This is a genomic window from Paraburkholderia sp. GAS32 (genome assembly GCF_050434225.1).
In the GTDB taxonomy this organism is placed as follows: Bacteria; Pseudomonadota; Gammaproteobacteria; order Burkholderiales; family Burkholderiaceae; genus Paraburkholderia; species Paraburkholderia madseniana.
The window spans coordinates 28,493-44,674 of sequence record NZ_JBNPVS010000015.1 but is presented as its reverse complement, the minus strand read 5'-3'; the positions used below and the strand labels follow the sequence as shown (position 1 = coordinate 44,674).

The 16,182-nt window shown below is 60.1% G+C and carries 14 protein-coding genes and 1 pseudogene; 8 read left to right on the top strand and 7 right to left on the bottom strand.

Features of this window, described 5'->3' with window-relative positions; genetic code table 11:
• Positions 1–55: 55 nt before the first annotated feature.
• Positions 56–421: a DUF2946 domain-containing protein gene (locus P3T25_RS19420; protein ID WP_154565439.1), complete on the bottom strand. Its 366-nt coding sequence runs from the start codon at positions 419–421 to the stop codon at positions 56–58.
• A 568-nt stretch (positions 422–989) separates the two neighbouring features.
• Between P3T25_RS19420 and P3T25_RS19415 the strand changes: the two genes are divergently transcribed.
• On the top strand, positions 990–1,253 hold the full coding sequence (locus P3T25_RS19415) for a DUF4148 domain-containing protein (RefSeq protein ID WP_166618289.1): 264 nt from the start codon (positions 990–992) through the stop codon (positions 1,251–1,253).
• A gap of 223 nt (positions 1,254–1,476) precedes the next feature.
• Here P3T25_RS19415 and P3T25_RS19410 read toward each other — a convergent pair whose 3' ends face one another.
• Positions 1,477–4,242: an MGH1-like glycoside hydrolase domain-containing protein gene (locus tag P3T25_RS19410; protein ID WP_168435910.1), complete on the bottom strand. Its 2,766-nt coding sequence runs from the start codon at positions 4,240–4,242 to the stop codon at positions 1,477–1,479.
• Between the two features lie 385 nt (positions 4,243–4,627).
• On the opposite strand from P3T25_RS19410, the gene P3T25_RS19405 reads away from it, so the two are divergent.
• Positions 4,628–6,388, top strand: coding sequence for an FAD-dependent oxidoreductase (locus P3T25_RS19405; protein WP_429358723.1), 1,761 nt, complete (start codon positions 4,628–4,630; stop codon positions 6,386–6,388).
• Between the two features lie 118 nt (positions 6,389–6,506).
• Here the strand turns inward: P3T25_RS19405 and P3T25_RS19400 are convergent, their stop codons facing one another.
• The 4 genes from P3T25_RS19400 to P3T25_RS19385 all read right to left on the bottom strand — a co-directional run bounded on the left by P3T25_RS19400 (position 6,507) and on the right by P3T25_RS19385 (position 9,262).
• The gene (locus P3T25_RS19400; RefSeq protein WP_154565436.1) at positions 6,507–7,205 is read right to left on the bottom strand and encodes a YoaK family protein; all 699 of its coding nucleotides are present in this window, start codon (positions 7,203–7,205) and stop codon (positions 6,507–6,509) included.
• A gap of 76 nt (positions 7,206–7,281) precedes the next feature.
• A complete protein-coding gene (locus P3T25_RS19395; protein WP_429358722.1) occupies positions 7,282–8,199 on the bottom strand; it encodes a glyoxalase in 918 nt (305 codons plus the stop codon).
• A gap of 23 nt (positions 8,200–8,222) precedes the next feature.
• Positions 8,223–8,369: a hypothetical protein gene (locus P3T25_RS19390; protein ID WP_233465038.1), complete on the bottom strand. Its 147-nt coding sequence runs from the start codon at positions 8,367–8,369 to the stop codon at positions 8,223–8,225.
• A 206-nt stretch (positions 8,370–8,575) separates the two neighbouring features.
• Entirely contained in the window at positions 8,576–9,262 is a 687-nt protein-coding gene (locus P3T25_RS19385) for a hydrolase (protein ID WP_154565434.1), read from the bottom strand.
• A gap of 296 nt (positions 9,263–9,558) precedes the next feature.
• Here P3T25_RS19385 and P3T25_RS19380 point away from each other — a divergent pair, with 296 nt between their 5' ends.
• Complete coding sequence (locus tag P3T25_RS19380; protein WP_154565433.1) at positions 9,559–10,314, top strand: TrmB family transcriptional regulator; 756 nt, start codon at positions 9,559–9,561, stop codon at positions 10,312–10,314.
• Positions 10,315–10,346: 32 nt separating this feature from the next.
• Here P3T25_RS19380 and P3T25_RS19375 read toward each other — a convergent pair whose 3' ends face one another.
• Entirely contained in the window at positions 10,347–11,402 is a 1,056-nt protein-coding gene (locus tag P3T25_RS19375) for a hypothetical protein (protein ID WP_154565432.1), read from the bottom strand.
• Between the two features lie 443 nt (positions 11,403–11,845).
• Between P3T25_RS19375 and P3T25_RS19370 the strand changes: the two genes are divergently transcribed.
• The 5 genes and pseudogenes from P3T25_RS19370 (at position 11,846) to P3T25_RS19350 (ending at position 16,159) form a co-directional block, all read left to right on the top strand.
• Positions 11,846–13,516 carry an MASE1 domain-containing protein gene (locus P3T25_RS19370; protein WP_154565431.1) on the top strand — a complete coding sequence of 557 codons (1,671 nt, stop codon included), beginning with the start codon at positions 11,846–11,848 and terminating at the stop codon, positions 13,514–13,516.
• A complete protein-coding gene (locus tag P3T25_RS19365) occupies positions 13,440–14,162 on the top strand; it encodes a response regulator transcription factor (protein WP_325063540.1) in 723 nt (240 codons plus the stop codon). Before P3T25_RS19370 ends, P3T25_RS19365 begins: the two co-directional genes overlap by 77 nt.
• A 402-nt stretch (positions 14,163–14,564) precedes the next feature.
• Positions 14,565–14,828, top strand: coding sequence for a DUF4148 domain-containing protein (locus P3T25_RS19360; RefSeq protein WP_166618287.1), 264 nt, complete (start codon positions 14,565–14,567; stop codon positions 14,826–14,828).
• Positions 14,829–14,978: 150 nt separating this feature from the next.
• Positions 14,979–15,302 (top strand): annotated as a pseudogene (locus P3T25_RS19355) (CidA/LrgA family protein); the annotation flags it as partial.
• A 122-nt stretch (positions 15,303–15,424) separates the two neighbouring features.
• Positions 15,425–16,159, top strand: coding sequence for an LrgB family protein (locus P3T25_RS19350; protein WP_168435909.1), 735 nt, complete (start codon positions 15,425–15,427; stop codon positions 16,157–16,159).
• Positions 16,160–16,182: the final 23 nt, after the last annotated feature.

Below are 16,182 nucleotides of genomic sequence, written 5' to 3'. Positions count from 1 at the left end.
GCCGCGACGGCCTGATTACGAAGCAGGCTGACGCTGCGACTGACAGAAACAACGACTAGGAAAGGACGGGAGGATCGCGAGGCCGGCCGGATGGAAACGCGGCCGAGTGAGGGACAAACGGGGGCGGCGCCGATACTTGCGCATCCGCTAGTGAAAGCGTTGCAACGAGGCCGGCCGGAGGGACACTCGGAGCGGCTACATGATGAGCGAGGAAGTCGCAGTATCCACACGCTGCGGTCTTGTCCGGGGACGCATGGTGTGCGGCGGGAGCGTCACTGTCGACTGCCGAACAGATGGCACTGACCGGCTCATCGGCGCGGGAGGCAACGAGCAACTGGCTCACGAGCGGCGCGAAAACGACAAGCCACATGGCGATAAGGCCAAGCCACGCGACGGAGTGTTTGTGGACGCCGAGCTTCATGGGTAGTCAAAAATTTTTCAGGATTCTATCCGTCGGATAGCGGGCCCGTATAGCACCTTCCTTATGCGTGCCATCAGCCGGAAGGGGCCGGATCGGCTGGACAGGTACATCGTTGGGTAATTGAGAGTCGGGACCGTTTCGCGCGGAACAGAAAGCGCCCGCGGTCAGATCGACACGTTGATCAGCCGAAAGGGTTTGCGAGACCGGCGGTGCGAGCATTGCCATCGGGATTGCAAGCAATCTGAGAATGCCGCCAATCTTCGAATTGAAAAGGCGAGGCATGATCTTGACGTACCGACCGGCTAGTGTGTTGTAGACGATTGTCGCGCAAGCTTTTGACAGCGCCGATGGGTAAATATCCTACAAAAGAGTGGGGAAAGAACGGGGCAAGTCGCGATACAAAAAAGGGAGATCACTCGGGAATAAAGGAAATTCTGCCCGGGTATTACAAGAGCGTGCCGAGTCTTTGCGAGAACCCTTGATGCTTTTCGAAGCGGCACGAAATCCCGGCGCAAACTGTGTGATTCGATTGGCGTCGGGCATGTCATGCACCATGCTGGAGAATATGATGAAAGCTCTGACTTTGATCCCTATTGCCGCATTGACGTTGTGCACCACGCTCGCCTATGCGGGTGACAACACCGACACATCCAAAACGACCACCGACAGCAACGCAGCTATGACGTCGGACGCAGTCGGCGGTACGTCCGTGGGCGGTAGCGATAGCGGTGCCATCCATGGCAAGACTCGCGCGGAGGTCAAACAGGAATTGCAGCGCGCCCAGCAGGACGGCACGATGGATCGCCTGAACGCGCTCTACGGCGGAGAGTGAGCAGATGCACGGGATGGCCGACGCCTTGCTTGCGGAGAAACACCAACAGGCTGATTTTGTCTTTCGAGCCGAAAGTAACCGGAACAATCGCAACGTCGCCGAGCATGATCGCCTGGTGCGTTGCGATGTTGTTCGACCAGTCCTGTTCGTCGTAGTCCTGAACCTTCGTGAAATAGTCGACGTCGCCAGGCAGCCTGTTTCGCGGTGGAACGCTAACACATCGCTACCGAGCCATGGCTGATGCGGTGTCTTCGGCCACCGACGCAACATCAGGCGCTACATCGGGCGCAACATCAGGCGCTACATGGGACAGCTTCATCATGCGCGGCTGGAGCAGCAGCGCGACGAGCCCGCTCCAGCCGGTCTGATGCGAAGCGCCGACCCCGCGTCCAGTGTCGCCGTGAAAGTACTCATGGAACAGGACGAGATCCTGCGAACGCGGGTCGGCTTGCAGCATCGGATAAGCGGCCATCACGGGCCGCACGCCTTGTGCGTCTTTGAGAAAGAGCGTGGTGACTCGCCGTGCAAGGTCGTCGGCGATCCCGCTCAGCGAAGCGCGGTTGCCCGATCCCGTCGGATATTCGATGCGAAACTCATCACCGTAGTAGCGATAGAACTCATACAGCGATTCGATCAGCAGATAGTTGACTGGTATCCAGATCGGCCCGCGCCAGTTCGAATTGCCGCCAAAAACACGCGAGTCCGATTCGGCTGGCTGGTATTGAACGCGGAGGCTCACGCCATCATGGTCGAAGACGTACGGTGCATCCCGATGCACACGGGAAAGCGCCCGCACGCCGTGCTCGGAGAGAAATTCGTTTTCATCGAGCGCGCGGCGCAACAGCGCTGTCATCCGCTGTCCGCGCAACAGCGACAGCAGCGTCGTGTTGCCCGTGCCGGGTTCGGTCCAGCGCGAGACCAGCTTTGCCAGATTGGGCCGATGATCGAGAAACCACGCCAGCCGTTCGCGCAATCCCGGCAGATGACCGTACACCCGATCCTCGAGCACGTGAACGGCGAACAGAGGAATCAGTCCGACGATTGAACGAATGCGCATTGGCACACGGGTACCGTCCGGAAGGTGCAGTACGTCGTAGAAGAATTCGTCTTGTCCGTCCCATAACCCTGTTCTGCAGCCTTCGCTGCAACTGACCGCTTCCGCGATATACAGAAAGTGCTCGAAGAACTTCACCGCGATTTCGACGTACGCGCTGTTCGTCATCGCCAGTTCGAGGCCGATCTGCATCAGGTCGAGCGCGTATGAGGCCATCCACGCAGTGCCATCGGCCTGATCTATGCGGCCGCCAGTCGGCAGCGGCGAAGACCGGTCGAAGATGCCGACATTGTCGAGCCCAAGAAAGCCGCCCTGAAAGATGTTGCGGTCATCGGCGTCCTTGCGGTTGACCCACCACGAGAAATTGAGCAGCAGCTTGTGGAACATGACTTCAAGAAACTCATGATCGCCAATGCCCGTCACCTCGCGGTCGAGTTCATACACACGCCATGTTGCCCACGCATGAACGGGCGGATTCGCATCGCCGAACGCCCACTCGTAGGCGGGCAATTGCCCGTTCGGATGCATATAACGCTCCTTCACGAGCAGCAGCAATTGCTTCTTCGCGAAGTCGGGATCGATCATGGCGAACGCGACCGCATGAAACGCGAGGTCCCACGACGCGTACCATGGATACTCCCACTTGTCGGGCATCGACACGACGTCGCCATTGCACATGTGCCGCCAGTCCGCGTTGCGGCCGCGCCTCCGTGCTCTCGGTGGATTCGGTTGGCCGGGGTCGCCGTCATGCCAGCGCGTCACGTCGAACTGGTAGTACTGCTTCGACCACAGCATGCCGGCGAGCGCCTGACGCTGCACGAGCCGAGCATCGGCGTCGGGGATGTCGTGCTGAAGCGCCGCATAGAATTCGTCGGCCTCCGCTTGCCGGCGCGCAAAGAGCTCGTTGATCTCGAGCGGCACGGTATTCGAAGCCGCAGCCGGGGACGATTCTGGACGCCAGCGCAGATACAGCACCGAGCGCTCATGAGGCGCGAACTGTAGATACACATGCGCGGCGGCGCGGGTGCCCTTGTCGCGCCGGATTGCCTGCTCGTCGCCGTCAACGAGGTAGTCATTGAAGCCGTCCTTGAACGGTCCCGCTCCTTCGAAGCCGAAAATGCGGCGCACATTCGTTTCGTTTTCACAGAAGAGCCACTCGATCGGCTGTTGCGCCGACGCCGTCACGATCATCGTTCCGAGCGCGGGATTGTGCGCGACGACGCGCGCGCCTTCCTCAGTATTCGGCTCCAGCGTGAGCGACGGCTTGCCGGGCTTGCCCGACCACGCCCATCGGTTGCGCGCCCAGAATTGCGGCAACAGATGAAGCGCCGCGCGCTGATCCGCGCGGTTTTCGACGCTAACGCGCATTACGATATCGTCGGGCGTGTGCTTCGCATACTCGACGCAGACGTCGAAGTAGCGGTTATCGTCGAACACGCCCGTATCGAGAATTTCATATTCGGGCTGATCGGCGCCGCGCCGCAGATTTTCATCGATCAGATCCTGGTACGGGTACGCGTCGTGAGGATACTTGTACAGCATCTTCATGTACGAATGCGTCGGCGTGCCGTCGAGATAGAAGTAAAGCTCCTTCACGTCCTCGCCGTGATTGCCTTGCGCGTTCGTCAGCCCGAAGAGCCGGTCCTTGATGATCGGATCGTGCCCGTTCCAGAGGGCGAGCGATACGCACCAGTCGAGCGGGTCGTTGCCGAATCCGGCAATGCCGTCCTCACCCCAGCGGTACATGCGGCTGCGCGCATGGTCGTGCGGAAAGTAGTCCCATGCGGTGCCGTATTCGCTGTAGTCTTCGCGAACGGTGCCCCATTGCCGGTCGCTTAGATAAGGCCCCCAGCGGCGCCAGCGGTCGAGTTCCGGACCATGGAGACGGGCACCTTCCTTCGACTGGAGCAGATTGATTGCGCGTAGCGGTGGCACGGAACCTCCCAACCCGAAATCGACCATCCAACGCGTTCAGTGCGTGAATGTCGTTCCCTTTCCATCACGAGCGCCGTGTGCGCGATGCACATCAGGCGCTCAACATCCTCTCTACGGTGCCTTAATGATAGGTGCCAGCAGCGAACGACGATAACCAACATCTCCGACCGTCTCGTTAATTAGCTGATTAACGGATTTTCCAATGAAAGTGCAACGAGGGGCGCCAGGAAGTCCGCGTGTGCCGGTCGCGAGTATCACAAGGGCTCGGACATGAGCAGGATCAGGTTAGCTATTTGCGACGCGTTGAGGGCTAACCTATCTTGTACTACTGGATGGCATTGACTACGTGGGTTATCCAAAAGATCGCATTGCTGGGAGGTTCACGATGAACAGCGACGCAGCTTCGCCACCGGGCGGGCAGGAGAACCAGGCAGAAGCCGACACTAACGGCGCCGATCGTTCTACCTCGGCAGATGCGCAGACTCCATATAGCACCTCACGCTGGAATCAGATATTTCCGGTACTGACGGACCCTGAGATGGATCGGATAAGGCGATTCGGTGCGATGTGCAGCTACGCCGTCGGCGAATTTCTCTATCGCGCGGGTGGCATGAGTCCAGGCATGTTCGTCCTGTTGTCAGGCTCGATTCGATACACCGCACGCGACGGACTCGGCCATCGACGTTTGCTGCGCTCTCAGGCAAAGCGGGGTGAATTCACGTCCGACGTTGGCATGCTTTCAGGCAAGCCCGGGCTCGTCGATGCTGAGGTTATTGAAGACGTCAATGCGCTCGTGATTTCGCCGGATAAGCTGCGTGCGCTGATGATTGGCGAGGCAGAGCTCGGCGAAAGGATCATGCGCGCGCTGATTCTGAGGCGCGTCGCTGCAATCGAGCGTGGGCAAGGGGCGGTGCTCGTTGGCCCGCCCGACAACGAGCGGCTCCTCGCGCTGCAACATTTCCTGCAACGCAATGCTCTCCCGCATATGACGCTTGACGTAGGCGGTGCCGATGCTATCGCATTGCTCGAGCGCATGACTCCCGGGCGCGATGACATGCCGCTCGTCGTCTGCCCGGATGGCACCGTGCTGCGCAATCCGGACGAGGGGCAGCTCGCGTCGTGTCTGGGACTCGTGCCAGAATTCGATCCCGGGCATCTCTACGACGTCGCGATCGTCGGCGCCGGGCCCGCCGGCCTGGCGGCCGCCGTCTATGCGGCATCCGAAGGCTTGTCAGTGGCCGTCTTCGATTGCCACGCGCCGGGCGGCCAGGCCGGCACGAGTGCGCGCATCGAAAACTATCTGGGCTTTCCGACCGGTATATCGGGGCAAGCGCTAGCCGGCAGGGCATTTAACCAGGCGCAGAAATTCGGTGCGCACATCGCGATTCCGGTCGAAGTGAAGGCCTTGCATTGCAGCGCATACCCCCTCGAGGTCGAGCTTGCCAGTTCGCGGCGCATTGCGGCACGAACGGTGGTCATCGCGAGCGGCGCGGAGTATCGGCGCCCGGCAGTGAGCGGCCTTGCGGGCTTCGAAGGTCACGGTGTCTACTACTGGGCGACGTCGATCGAGGCTCGACTTTGCCGCGGCGAACCGGTGCTGCTGATTGGCGGTGGAAATTCAGCTGGGCAGGCCGTTGTGTTTCTGGCTTCGCATGCTGCCCACGTTCATGTCCTCGTCAGGGGCCAGGACGTCGAGCACAGCATGTCGCATTACCTGATCGAGCGTATTGCCGCGTTGCCGAACGTGACGATCCATACAGGCGCTGAGATCACAGCCTTCGAAGGCGATGAACGGCTAGATTCTGTCTACTATCGGCGACACGATGGTGGTCTCGAATGCTTGAAGACGCATCACGTGTTCCTTTTTATCGGTGCCGACCCCAACACGAACTGGTTGCGCACGTGCAGTGTGTCGTTGGATCCGAAAGGATTTGTGTTGACGGGTACGGACCTCGAAACGGGAGCCACCAGGTCCATGCTGCCATTGCATACCAGTGTCGACGGTGTGTTTGCAATTGGCGATGTTCGATCGGGTTCGACCAAGCGCGTTGCAGGGGCCGTGGGGGAGGGGGCCGCCGTGGTCGCGGAGATTCACCGCTTTCTTGCCAGCCATAAGCCGTCTGTCGCGATGGATTGCAAGGTTTGACCGCTTCCGATTTGACTACCATCCAAATTTAAGTTCGATGCCGACATAGTTCGCGCTTGCAAAACGGCAACGAACGCCACCGCGTTCGTACCTGCGAACGGCCTGGGCCACATACGTGTCATGGCGTCTCCGTGTCGCGAGCTGGGTGCAATACGCCGCGGGCCTTCAATGCCAGCCACAGGAGCACGACGAACGGCAGCAGCAACGCCCAGAACCCTGTGTGCCGATACGCGAGGGCGCCGAGGATTGCGCCAACGGCGAACGCGAGAATCGTCGGCAACATCTTCCCAAGACGCGTTCGCGCCACCGCTCGTGCGTCGGATGGCATCTGCGGCGACAGGATGTCGATCGAGTCGAGCACGGCCTGCGTCACGTTGCCCGTCATCACGGTGTTGGGCACACCGGGACGCGGGACAAGCCGGCCGTGCGCATTCTGCACGCCCATTGCCGCTGCGCCGATCATCCCGCAGACGATGACGGGCGCGCTGTCCACATGCACAACGGGCGAGACGTCGACACCCGCGAGGCAAAAGGCCAGCATGAGCGCTGCCTGGACAACGTAGAGAACGCACGCCGCGCGGTTGGGCGTCGCGGGTTCGATGCGCTTCACAATCACGCTGCTGACGGCCACACCTGCAATGAATGCGGGGAACGCCATCAACTTCATGAACACGCCCTGGCCGTAACCTGCCGCTTCGGCGCCGATCAGCACGAAGTTGCCCGTGACGTGCGCAGTGAACAGCCCAAAAAGCGCGACAAAGCTGAGCGTGTCCACGTAGCCCGCGATGGCGGCGAGCACGCTGTCTTCAGATTTCATCAATCGTCTCCCGTGTTGGGGAATGACATCGGGCGGCCCCGCGACCGTCATGGCGCATCACCCCGGCGTCCCGCGTCTACTGCGTAACCGCATGAATCTCGGCGATATATCCACCCGGGAACTGCACGAGCGCGGCTTCGCGCTTATCCGAAGTGAACGGCGGGACCAGCACCATGACGCCTGCCGCCTTCGCCTTCTGCAGCGTGTCGGCGAGATTCGTCACTTCATAGCCCGTCATCTCCCGGCCGAACGGCCATGGCAACTGGCCGTCCGTCACCAGCACCGTCATCTTGCCGAATCCCGACTCGATCCGCACACGCCGGTACGTATCTCCCGGCCGGCCAATTTCGACGGCGGGCGCGTTGTGATCATCGGACAGAACTTTGCCATGCGAAAAAGCCACGAAGTTGCGAATCAATAGATTGGCGCGCTCCGGCGACACGTAGACCCGGTTCTCGGGCACCGTCTGCAAAGAACCATAGTTCGGCGCCTGATTGTGCCAGTACAACTGCATGTTGACGCCGCCCGGCCAGGAGACGATCGCGTCACGTCCGATCGGATCGGGGAACGTCGCCACCGTGACGTCGGCGTGGTGCCGCCTGGCCGATTTGACGGCCGCGTCGATGTCGGTCACGAGATATCCCGTGCGCTCGCTACCGAACGGATACGGAACAGGCGTCTTGAAGCCGAACACCGACAACGTGCCGACCGGCGTGAAAACGAGTTGCGACATCGTCTTGCTCGACGTGGGTGTCACCTGAAAGACGCCCTGTTGCGACTTGTGGCCGCCGAAGGTTGCGACAAGACTATCGGTGAATTTGTCGAAGTCTTCAGGCGCTACATAGACATGGGTGGTGTCGTATTGCGGCCCCACAGCGAGCTGCGGCTCTGCAATGGGCTGTGGAATTTTTGGTGGTGTAGCCGCCGCGACTGACGATGCAGCGAGACAGATGACGGCAAGCGCTGTCGCTGCCAGGGAGCGAAGATTACTCATGGTATTGAACGTCCTTTGAGGTTTTACTGAACACCGGAACGGCCGGAGGATTGCTTGATACCGGCAAGGCATGTCGCCATGACGAGCGCCACGCGCGCCACCAGCGGCAACCAGCGCTGCGCGAGCAGCGCAGCGATCCAGTGCGGATTCCTTTGCGCGTTTGTACTCATGTCAGACGCCAACGGCCGTGAATTTCCCGTCCTTGATGGCGATCGCGCTCGCTGTCGGGTTCGCACGATTCAGCGTCGTGAAGCGACCATCGGGCCGAATCAGATCGGGGCTGTCTTAACTGGATATCGTATGGATTCCTGATGGCCGGCGGCACCTTGCCGCACGGCCGGAGTCATGACATCAATTGAGGCAGTGGGTGACCAGATTACCTGGCCGGAACCGCGGGCACGATCTCGTGGGACCCGTTGGCGCGCTGCGGCGCCTTGTGCACCATCGTGTACGCGTAGTCCACGCCCATCCCGTACGCACCAGAGTGCTCCCTGACCACGTTCATGACGGCGTCGTACGTGTCGCGACGCGCCCAGTCACGCTGCCATTCGAGCATCACCTGTTGCCACGTCACGGGCACGACGCCGGCCTGGATCATGCGCTTCATCGCATAGTCATGCCCGTCCTTCGACGTGCCACCCGAGGCGTCTTCGACCATGTAGATCTCGTAGTCGCCTTCCAGCATCGCGCTGAGTGCAAAGGTGTTGTTGCAAACCTCTGTCCACAGGCCGGAAACCACGATCTTCTTGCGTCCATTCGCAGCCAGCGCGTCACGAACCTTCTGGTCGTCCCAGGAGTTCATCGACGTGCGTTCGAGCACCGGCTGACCGGGAAACACGTCGAGCAGCTCGGGGTAGGTAAAGCCCGAGAAGCTTTGCGATTCGACCGACGTAATGGTGGTGGGAATGCCGAATACCTTCGCTGCCTTGGCGAGGCCTACCACATTGTTCTTCAGCACCTGCCGATCAATGGATTGGACACCGAATGCCATCTGCGGTTGTTGGTCGATGAAAAGCAGCTGGGAATTTTGCGGCGTCAGTACTTCAAGCTTGGGGTTGCTCATGATGGGTTCCTTTCAGTGTGGTTGGGTGATCAGGCGCACGAGCGGGTCACTCAACCGGCCCACGGTTCGCCTCGCTTCGGATCGATGTGATTCATCGGCTCCGGGCGTCAACGAATTGACTGAGATGAATGCTAGTCGCGGCCGTGAAACGCGTCCTTGAAATACGTTCCGACCTTGCGATAAACTTGTTATCTATTTGATTATTAAAGATTTTATTTGTACCATCCAAGCGAACGAATCGACGTGTAACGACCATCACCCGTGCGTAGCGGTTGGCGAACATGAGGTTGGCGAACATGAACCTTGTTGAGATGCTCCAGGCCGCCGGCATCGACGGAAACAAGGCCGACTTCTATCTGGCCTCGCTGGAACTCGGCGAGTCCACCGTCGCTTCGATCGCCCAGAAGGCGGGCATCGGCCGCACCAATGCATACGAAGTGCTCGACCGGCTGCTCGCCGACGGACTCGTCGCGACCGTGCAGAAAGGCGCGCGCAGCTATGTCATTCCGCAGGATCCGATCGCGCTGCTCAGGCGTATCGAGGCGCAGCGTCAGCTCGTTCAGGAAGTGCTCCCGCGGCTGCGCTCCATTCACAACTCAGCGGGTGGAAAACCGCGGGTGCGCTATTTCCCGGGTATCGAAGGGATCAAGACTGTGCTCAACGAAACACTCGAATGTCAGAGTAAAGAGTTGCGCGCGGTGATGTCTAACAGCGAGCTGTTTGAGACGCCGGGTTTTGAGGTCATCAGGGACGTCGCGGTGCGACGCATCCGTGCGGGTATCAATCTGCGCATAATCCGCTCCGGTCCGGGCGATACACGCGATCTGTGGCGAACATCGACGCGCGATCGCCGCGAACTCCGCTTTGCGCCCGCGGATTTCGAAGCGGGTATCACGACCTATCTGTACGACGACACCGTGGCCTTCATTTCATCGCGAGCCGAGCACTACGCGCTGTCCATTCAAAGCGCGGAGTTCTTTGCGTTCGAGTGCAGTCTGTTCGAAGTGCTATGGAACACGAGCACGCCCGATTGGTCCGACAAACCCGCGTGAACGGTTTTAGTTCGCGCCAAGGGTACTGCGCGTCAAGGTCTGCCACCGGCTTCGTCCGTTCCTTGAGCATCGTCATTTCCATCATGTTGCCGGCCTCCTCTCGACCGGACCGCGATCCCGCCCAGGGTGACTGGACCGGGGGTGGAGTCCTCGATGACCTGAGACGGCGCCACATTGCCCCTTGCCCCCGGCGCGAACGCGAGAATGCGCAGGTTCGGCTCGGCATCAAAGAGCCGCCCGTCCGAGGAGATGGCGATCTTGTTTCCCGGCAAGCCAGAGCCAGTGATTCCCGTGGCTGGACCGCTGATTGTCCGTACCGGCGGCACGTCGCCGTTCGCCTCGGCGGCGAAAACGCTCACCTGGATCTGCGTCACGTCCGCGGTCTGGTTGTAGACGAATAACTCGTCCGTACGCGGATCGACAGCGATCGTCATGTTGTTCCTTGCAAAAAGTCCGGCACCCGGCAGCAGGCCGGTTTTGCTACCCGTGAGGCTGCGCAGAAGCGGAGGCGAGGTCATGCTCCGACGCGTGCCAAACGTGTCGATGATCGCCGCCCCCCGTATGTCATAGCCCGCAATCAGCAGATTGTCGTCGCTGTCAATCGCAATGCTCACGTACTGGACGATATTCGGATCGGTGATGTGAACCGGGTTGGTTACAGGCCCGGAGCTGTTGGCGGGAGCGACCAGCACCCCCGCCTCCGTGGGGCGAACGGTCAGGACGAAGTCGTTGAGGTGGGAATCCACCGCGATGCTGAGCAGGTCATTTGTCATCGTCAACATGAACGACCGCCTGGGCGCCTCATTGCCCTCGGCCTTTCGCGGAAAGATGTCGACGGTGCTGTTGGTAAGAAACTGCGCGACGTGAAAGGAGTCCTTCTTGTCGATCACCGTCGCTCCGGCGGTCATGAGGGTGGTGAGCGGCCCTTGCAGCACCTGGCAGGGCTCCGTCGCTCCGTTGGCGCGCAAGGAGTAACCGCGAATCTGATCACCGAGAATGAGGAAGACGGCGTCGTTGGGGCAGGCGGCGTGCGCCAGTTGGACCCCGAACAGCATACTGACGACGGCGACACATAGCGCGGGTTTCATGACACGCCTCCTTGGTCATATAGTGCGAATGCGCCAATCAAGCATAGGCCCCGGGCGGAGGCCGAACGGAGTTCCGCCAGTTCGAACCTGTGTTTTGGCGGGCGATGCGAGGGAACACCCATCGATATCGAACGGTAGTGCGGTCCGACAAGCGGTCATGCAACGCGAGACCTCGCAGGGACGATCCGACCTCTCACGAAATAGGAGGCCACCCGCCTGAATGAACTCGCCCTCTACTACCATGATGATCCTTCGTATGTGCGATGGCGCGCAGAAGAATTCTGACGTGGGTTCATAGTAGTTTTGGTCGCCTTGATATGAGGAATGTGACCCGCGTAATCCCGGCATCAAATTCGCCATATTGATAGGTTCATCAGGATTGCTGCTTGCGGGCTGTGCCGGGACGTGTTGGGCATCGTTCGCATGAGGGGGTGAAGCGAACAATGGCCATTATTCGGGGCGATTCCAGGTTTAGACTCTTCCTGCTCACCGGGCTTGTGGCATTGGCTTACTACGCGGGCGCAAAAGTAGGACTTGCTTATGCGATAGTGGGCGGCGCAGTGTCTCTGGTGTGGCCCTCCAGTGGCATCGCCCTTGTTGCACTGCTCGCTCTGGGCTTCGAAGTTGCCCCCGGAATCGTCATTGGCTCCCTCCTCGCCAACGTGTCGGTGGGCGTGCCCTTGCCAGTGGCCGCTGTGATTAGTGTTGGCGCGATAGTTGCAGCCTTGACGGCGGCAATACTGTTGAACCGCGTAGCCCGATTCCAGATCACCCTCGACCGCATCAAGGACGTGTTAGCCCTCATTGCTCTCGCTGCGGTGCTCAGCACGGCAGTGAGTGCGCTGATTGGTGCGACCGCCGTATTAGGAGGGGGCTTGATGCCGGCCGCCGAGTACGGCGCAGCTTTTCTGAAATGGTGGCTCGGTGACATGATGGGCGTGCTGGTGGTGGCTCCGCCCCTGCTCAGCCTGCTCGCGTATCCGAACCCCATCCGCTCGGCGGAGCAGGCCGTGGAGGCGTGCGGACTGGCCATTGCGACCTTCTGGGTGAGCTACCTCATCTTCGGTGCCCCGCAACTTGCCGGACACGGCTACTATCCTGCAGCCTTGGCGATCTTTCCGTTCATTATCTGGGCGGCTCTGCGCTTCGATCACCTGGGCACCAGTCTCGCGACCTTGATAGTCTCAGTGGTGGCCATCTGGGGTACCACCCACGGCACCGGCCCCTTCGCCGCCAACTCTCCGGTGGATAGCCTCGTGAGGTGGTGCACATTCGCGAACGTCGTGGCGGTAACCGGACTGCTGCTGGTGGCGGCACGTGCTCAGGAGCAGCGCGTCCATCGCCTGCTGCAGGCCTCCTACGTCGAATTGGAACGGCGCGTAGAGGAGCGAACCGAAGACCTGGAGAAGACAAACAGCGAACTAAAGGAGGAGATCGCGCAACGTCGTCTGTTGGAAGAAGAACTGATCCAGATCGGCGATCAGCAGCAAAGACTCTTTGGCCGGGAACTGCATGATGGACTTGGGCAACACCTGACCAGCCTGGGTCTGTACTGCGCCGCCTTGAATCAGAAACTGCAGACGCAGGGCCACCCAGCCGCGGCCGACGCCGCTACCATCGTCGGATTGGTGAAGCAGTCGTCCTTGATGACCCGCAGGATTGCCCATGGCCTGGACCCGGTCGCCATTGAATATGGTGGCCTTGCGGCCGCACTGCATGGGCTGGCGGAAACGGCTCGCACGCTTGACGGCATAGACTGCATGCTCCGGATCCAGCCAGATGTAGACTTACTGGATCAGCCTACTCAGATCAACCTGTATCGTGCGGCACAGGAAGCAGTCAACAACGCGCTGAAATATAGCGAAGGCCGTCACATCTGGATCGACCTGGAGCGCGTAGGCGGCTTGCAGACGCTTTCAATCAGTGACGACGGGGTGGGCGTCGGCCCGGAACAAATGGCGCGTGCCTCCGGACTGGGACTCCAAAACCTGCGTCACCGGGCGAGTCTTCTGGGCGGCTCTTGTACGGTGGCCCGCAATGCTTTGGGTGGCACCACGGTCGCCATCAGCTATCCGATACCGGAGCGCCCAGACCATGCACGGGAAGCCGTCTAGCCCAGGCCGCGCGACTCAAATCCTGATCGTGGATGACCACCCCATCATCCGGGAGGGGATGACGCACTTGCTGAATCTGCAAGAGGATCTGCACGTCTGCTGCGCGGTCGGCAGCGCCGAAGAGGCCCTGGCGGCGATGGACTGCCTGCCCGACATGGCCATTGTGGACATCAGTCTGCAATCGGACTCCGGCCTGGATCTTGTCAAGACCCTCCGCCACCGCTACCCAAAATTGGCAATCCTCGTCCTCAGCATGCATGACGAAAGCCTGTTTGCCGAACGCGCACTACGGGCCGGGGCAAACGGGTATCTGATGAAACTCGAGGCCACGGAGCATGTCGTGAGCGCCATCCGCGAAGTGCTGGCAGGCAATATTTATTTGAGCGCCGCCATGCATGAAAACCTGGCGCGAGCCCTGGCGGGTCCCAGAAAAACGCCGGCCGGCCCAATTGCGAGCCTTTCGGTTCGGGAATTCGAGGTCCTGCATCTGATCGGACTCGGTTTCGGTACCCGCGAAATCGCCGCGAAACTGAATCGGAGCGTCAAGACCATCGAGGCACACCGGGCCAACATCAAAGAAAAGTTGAATATCCGTAGCGGCAACGAGCTGATGCGCTTTGCAATTCAGTGGATCGAGAGCCAATAGAGCGGAGCCCAGTCACTGAATAAGGCAATCCCCTAGCCTCGTTTAGGAAAAGCGCCTTATTCATGCGCTTGCGGTCAGCGCATACAGTGCAGTGGTACCTGCCGGCATGCCGCAACCCGTGGACGGGGTGGGCAGTCGAAACCCAGCAGCTCCACGAGGATCGCCGCCAGGTTGCAGGTGATGAAAATAGATCCAGGCTGGATGCACCGGTCCTATCCTGGAGCGGTCGCGATACGAAAAAGGAAGATGACTCGGGAATGAAGGAAATTCTTCCCGGGTATGCAAGAGCGTGCCGAGTCCTTGCGAGAACCCTTGATGCTTTTCGAAGCGGCACGAAATCCCGGCGCAAACTGCGTGATTCGATCGGCGTCGGGCATGTCATGCACCATGCTGGAGGATATGATGAAAGCTCTGACTTTGATCCCTATTGCCGCATTGACGTTGTGCACCACGCTCGCCTATGCGGGTGACATCACCGACACATCCAGGACGGCCACCGACAGCAACGCAGCTATGACGTCGGACGCTGTCGGCGGTACGTCCATGGGCAGTAGCAATAGCGGCGCCCTCCATGCCAAGACTCGCGCGGAGGTCAAACAGGAATTGCAGCGCGCCCAGCAGGACGGCACGATGGATCGCCTGAACTCGCTCTACGGCGGGCAGTGAGCAGATGCACGGGATGGCCGACGCCTTTTTGCTCACTGCAATGATGAATATTGCCAACGGGTGAACAAGTTCTGGCACGGCGGCTTTCACCCACTTTGTCGTGCTTTGCTGGTGGCTCAACGTGTGCGCGTCCGAAGCGAAGGTGACCCGATGATCAAGACGTTCACTGTCCTTCTCGCCTACCAGTGCCTTGGCGAATTGATAGCCTACGCCGGGAACCTGCCGATCCCCGGCGCGGTTATAGGGATGATCCTGTTGTTAGCCTCGCTGAGTCTCCGCCCCGGCCTTTCATCCGCCATTGAGAGCGACGCTCTTGCCCTGCTTAGGTTTCTGCCTCTTTTGTTCGTTCCAGCAGGCGTCGGCATCATGGTCTTTGCCGGCCGCGTGGCGCATGACCTGCTCCCAATAGCCGTGTCCGTTGTTGTGTGTACGGCGCTAACAATCGTCGTTACCGCGCTTGTCGGCCAAGGCTTGTGCGCTTTATGGCCCGCGCGCGCTGCACCGCTTGCACCCCCGACAACACCGTTTGCATCGCCGCTCCATGCCGACGGAAACACAGCGCTTGCGGCTGCCGACATTGAGAAGGTTGATACACCGTGAACGTTCATCAGAACATCGCGTCCGCGTGGGCATTTCTCGGAACAACACCGCTTCTTTGGCTGACCCTCACGTTCCTCGCGTACGTAATCGCGCAGGTCGTCCACGGTTCGCTGGGAAAAAGTGCGCTCGCGAATCCCGTGTTAATTGCAGTGGCGCTTTTGATACTTGCCTTGCGTGAATCGAACACATCGTATGTCACCTACATGCAAAGCGCCCAGCCCATTCAATTTTTGCTCGGACCGGCAATCGTCGCGCTCGCTATACCGATGCACCGGCAATTGCCTAAATTGCGCCGGCTGGCCCCGCAATTGGCTGGCGCACTTGTGGCGGGCTGTGCGACGGGCATCTCATCGGCCCTTTTGATCCCAAGGCTCCTGGGAGCCACGGGTCAAATACTTGCCACGATTGCGCCGAAGAGCGTTACGGCAGGAATTGCTATCCGTATTTCCGAGAAAATCGGCGGATTGCCGTCGCTGACGGCCGTCCTTGTGATCATGACCGGCATCACTGGCGCGGTGATTGGCAGCGGCCTTTTGAGGTTGATTCACGTGTCGAGGCATGACCTGGGTGGCTTCGCACTGGGTGTCGCGTCCCATGGAATCGGCACTGCTCGTGCGTTGCAGATGAGTGAAGAAGCCGGCGCATTTGCGGGCCTCGGGATGGGCCTGAACGGCATTCTGACGTCCTTTGTCCTGCCAATTATTTATCCAATCCTGAGCGGCTTTTTCTGACGCGACAGACCCACTTACTTCTA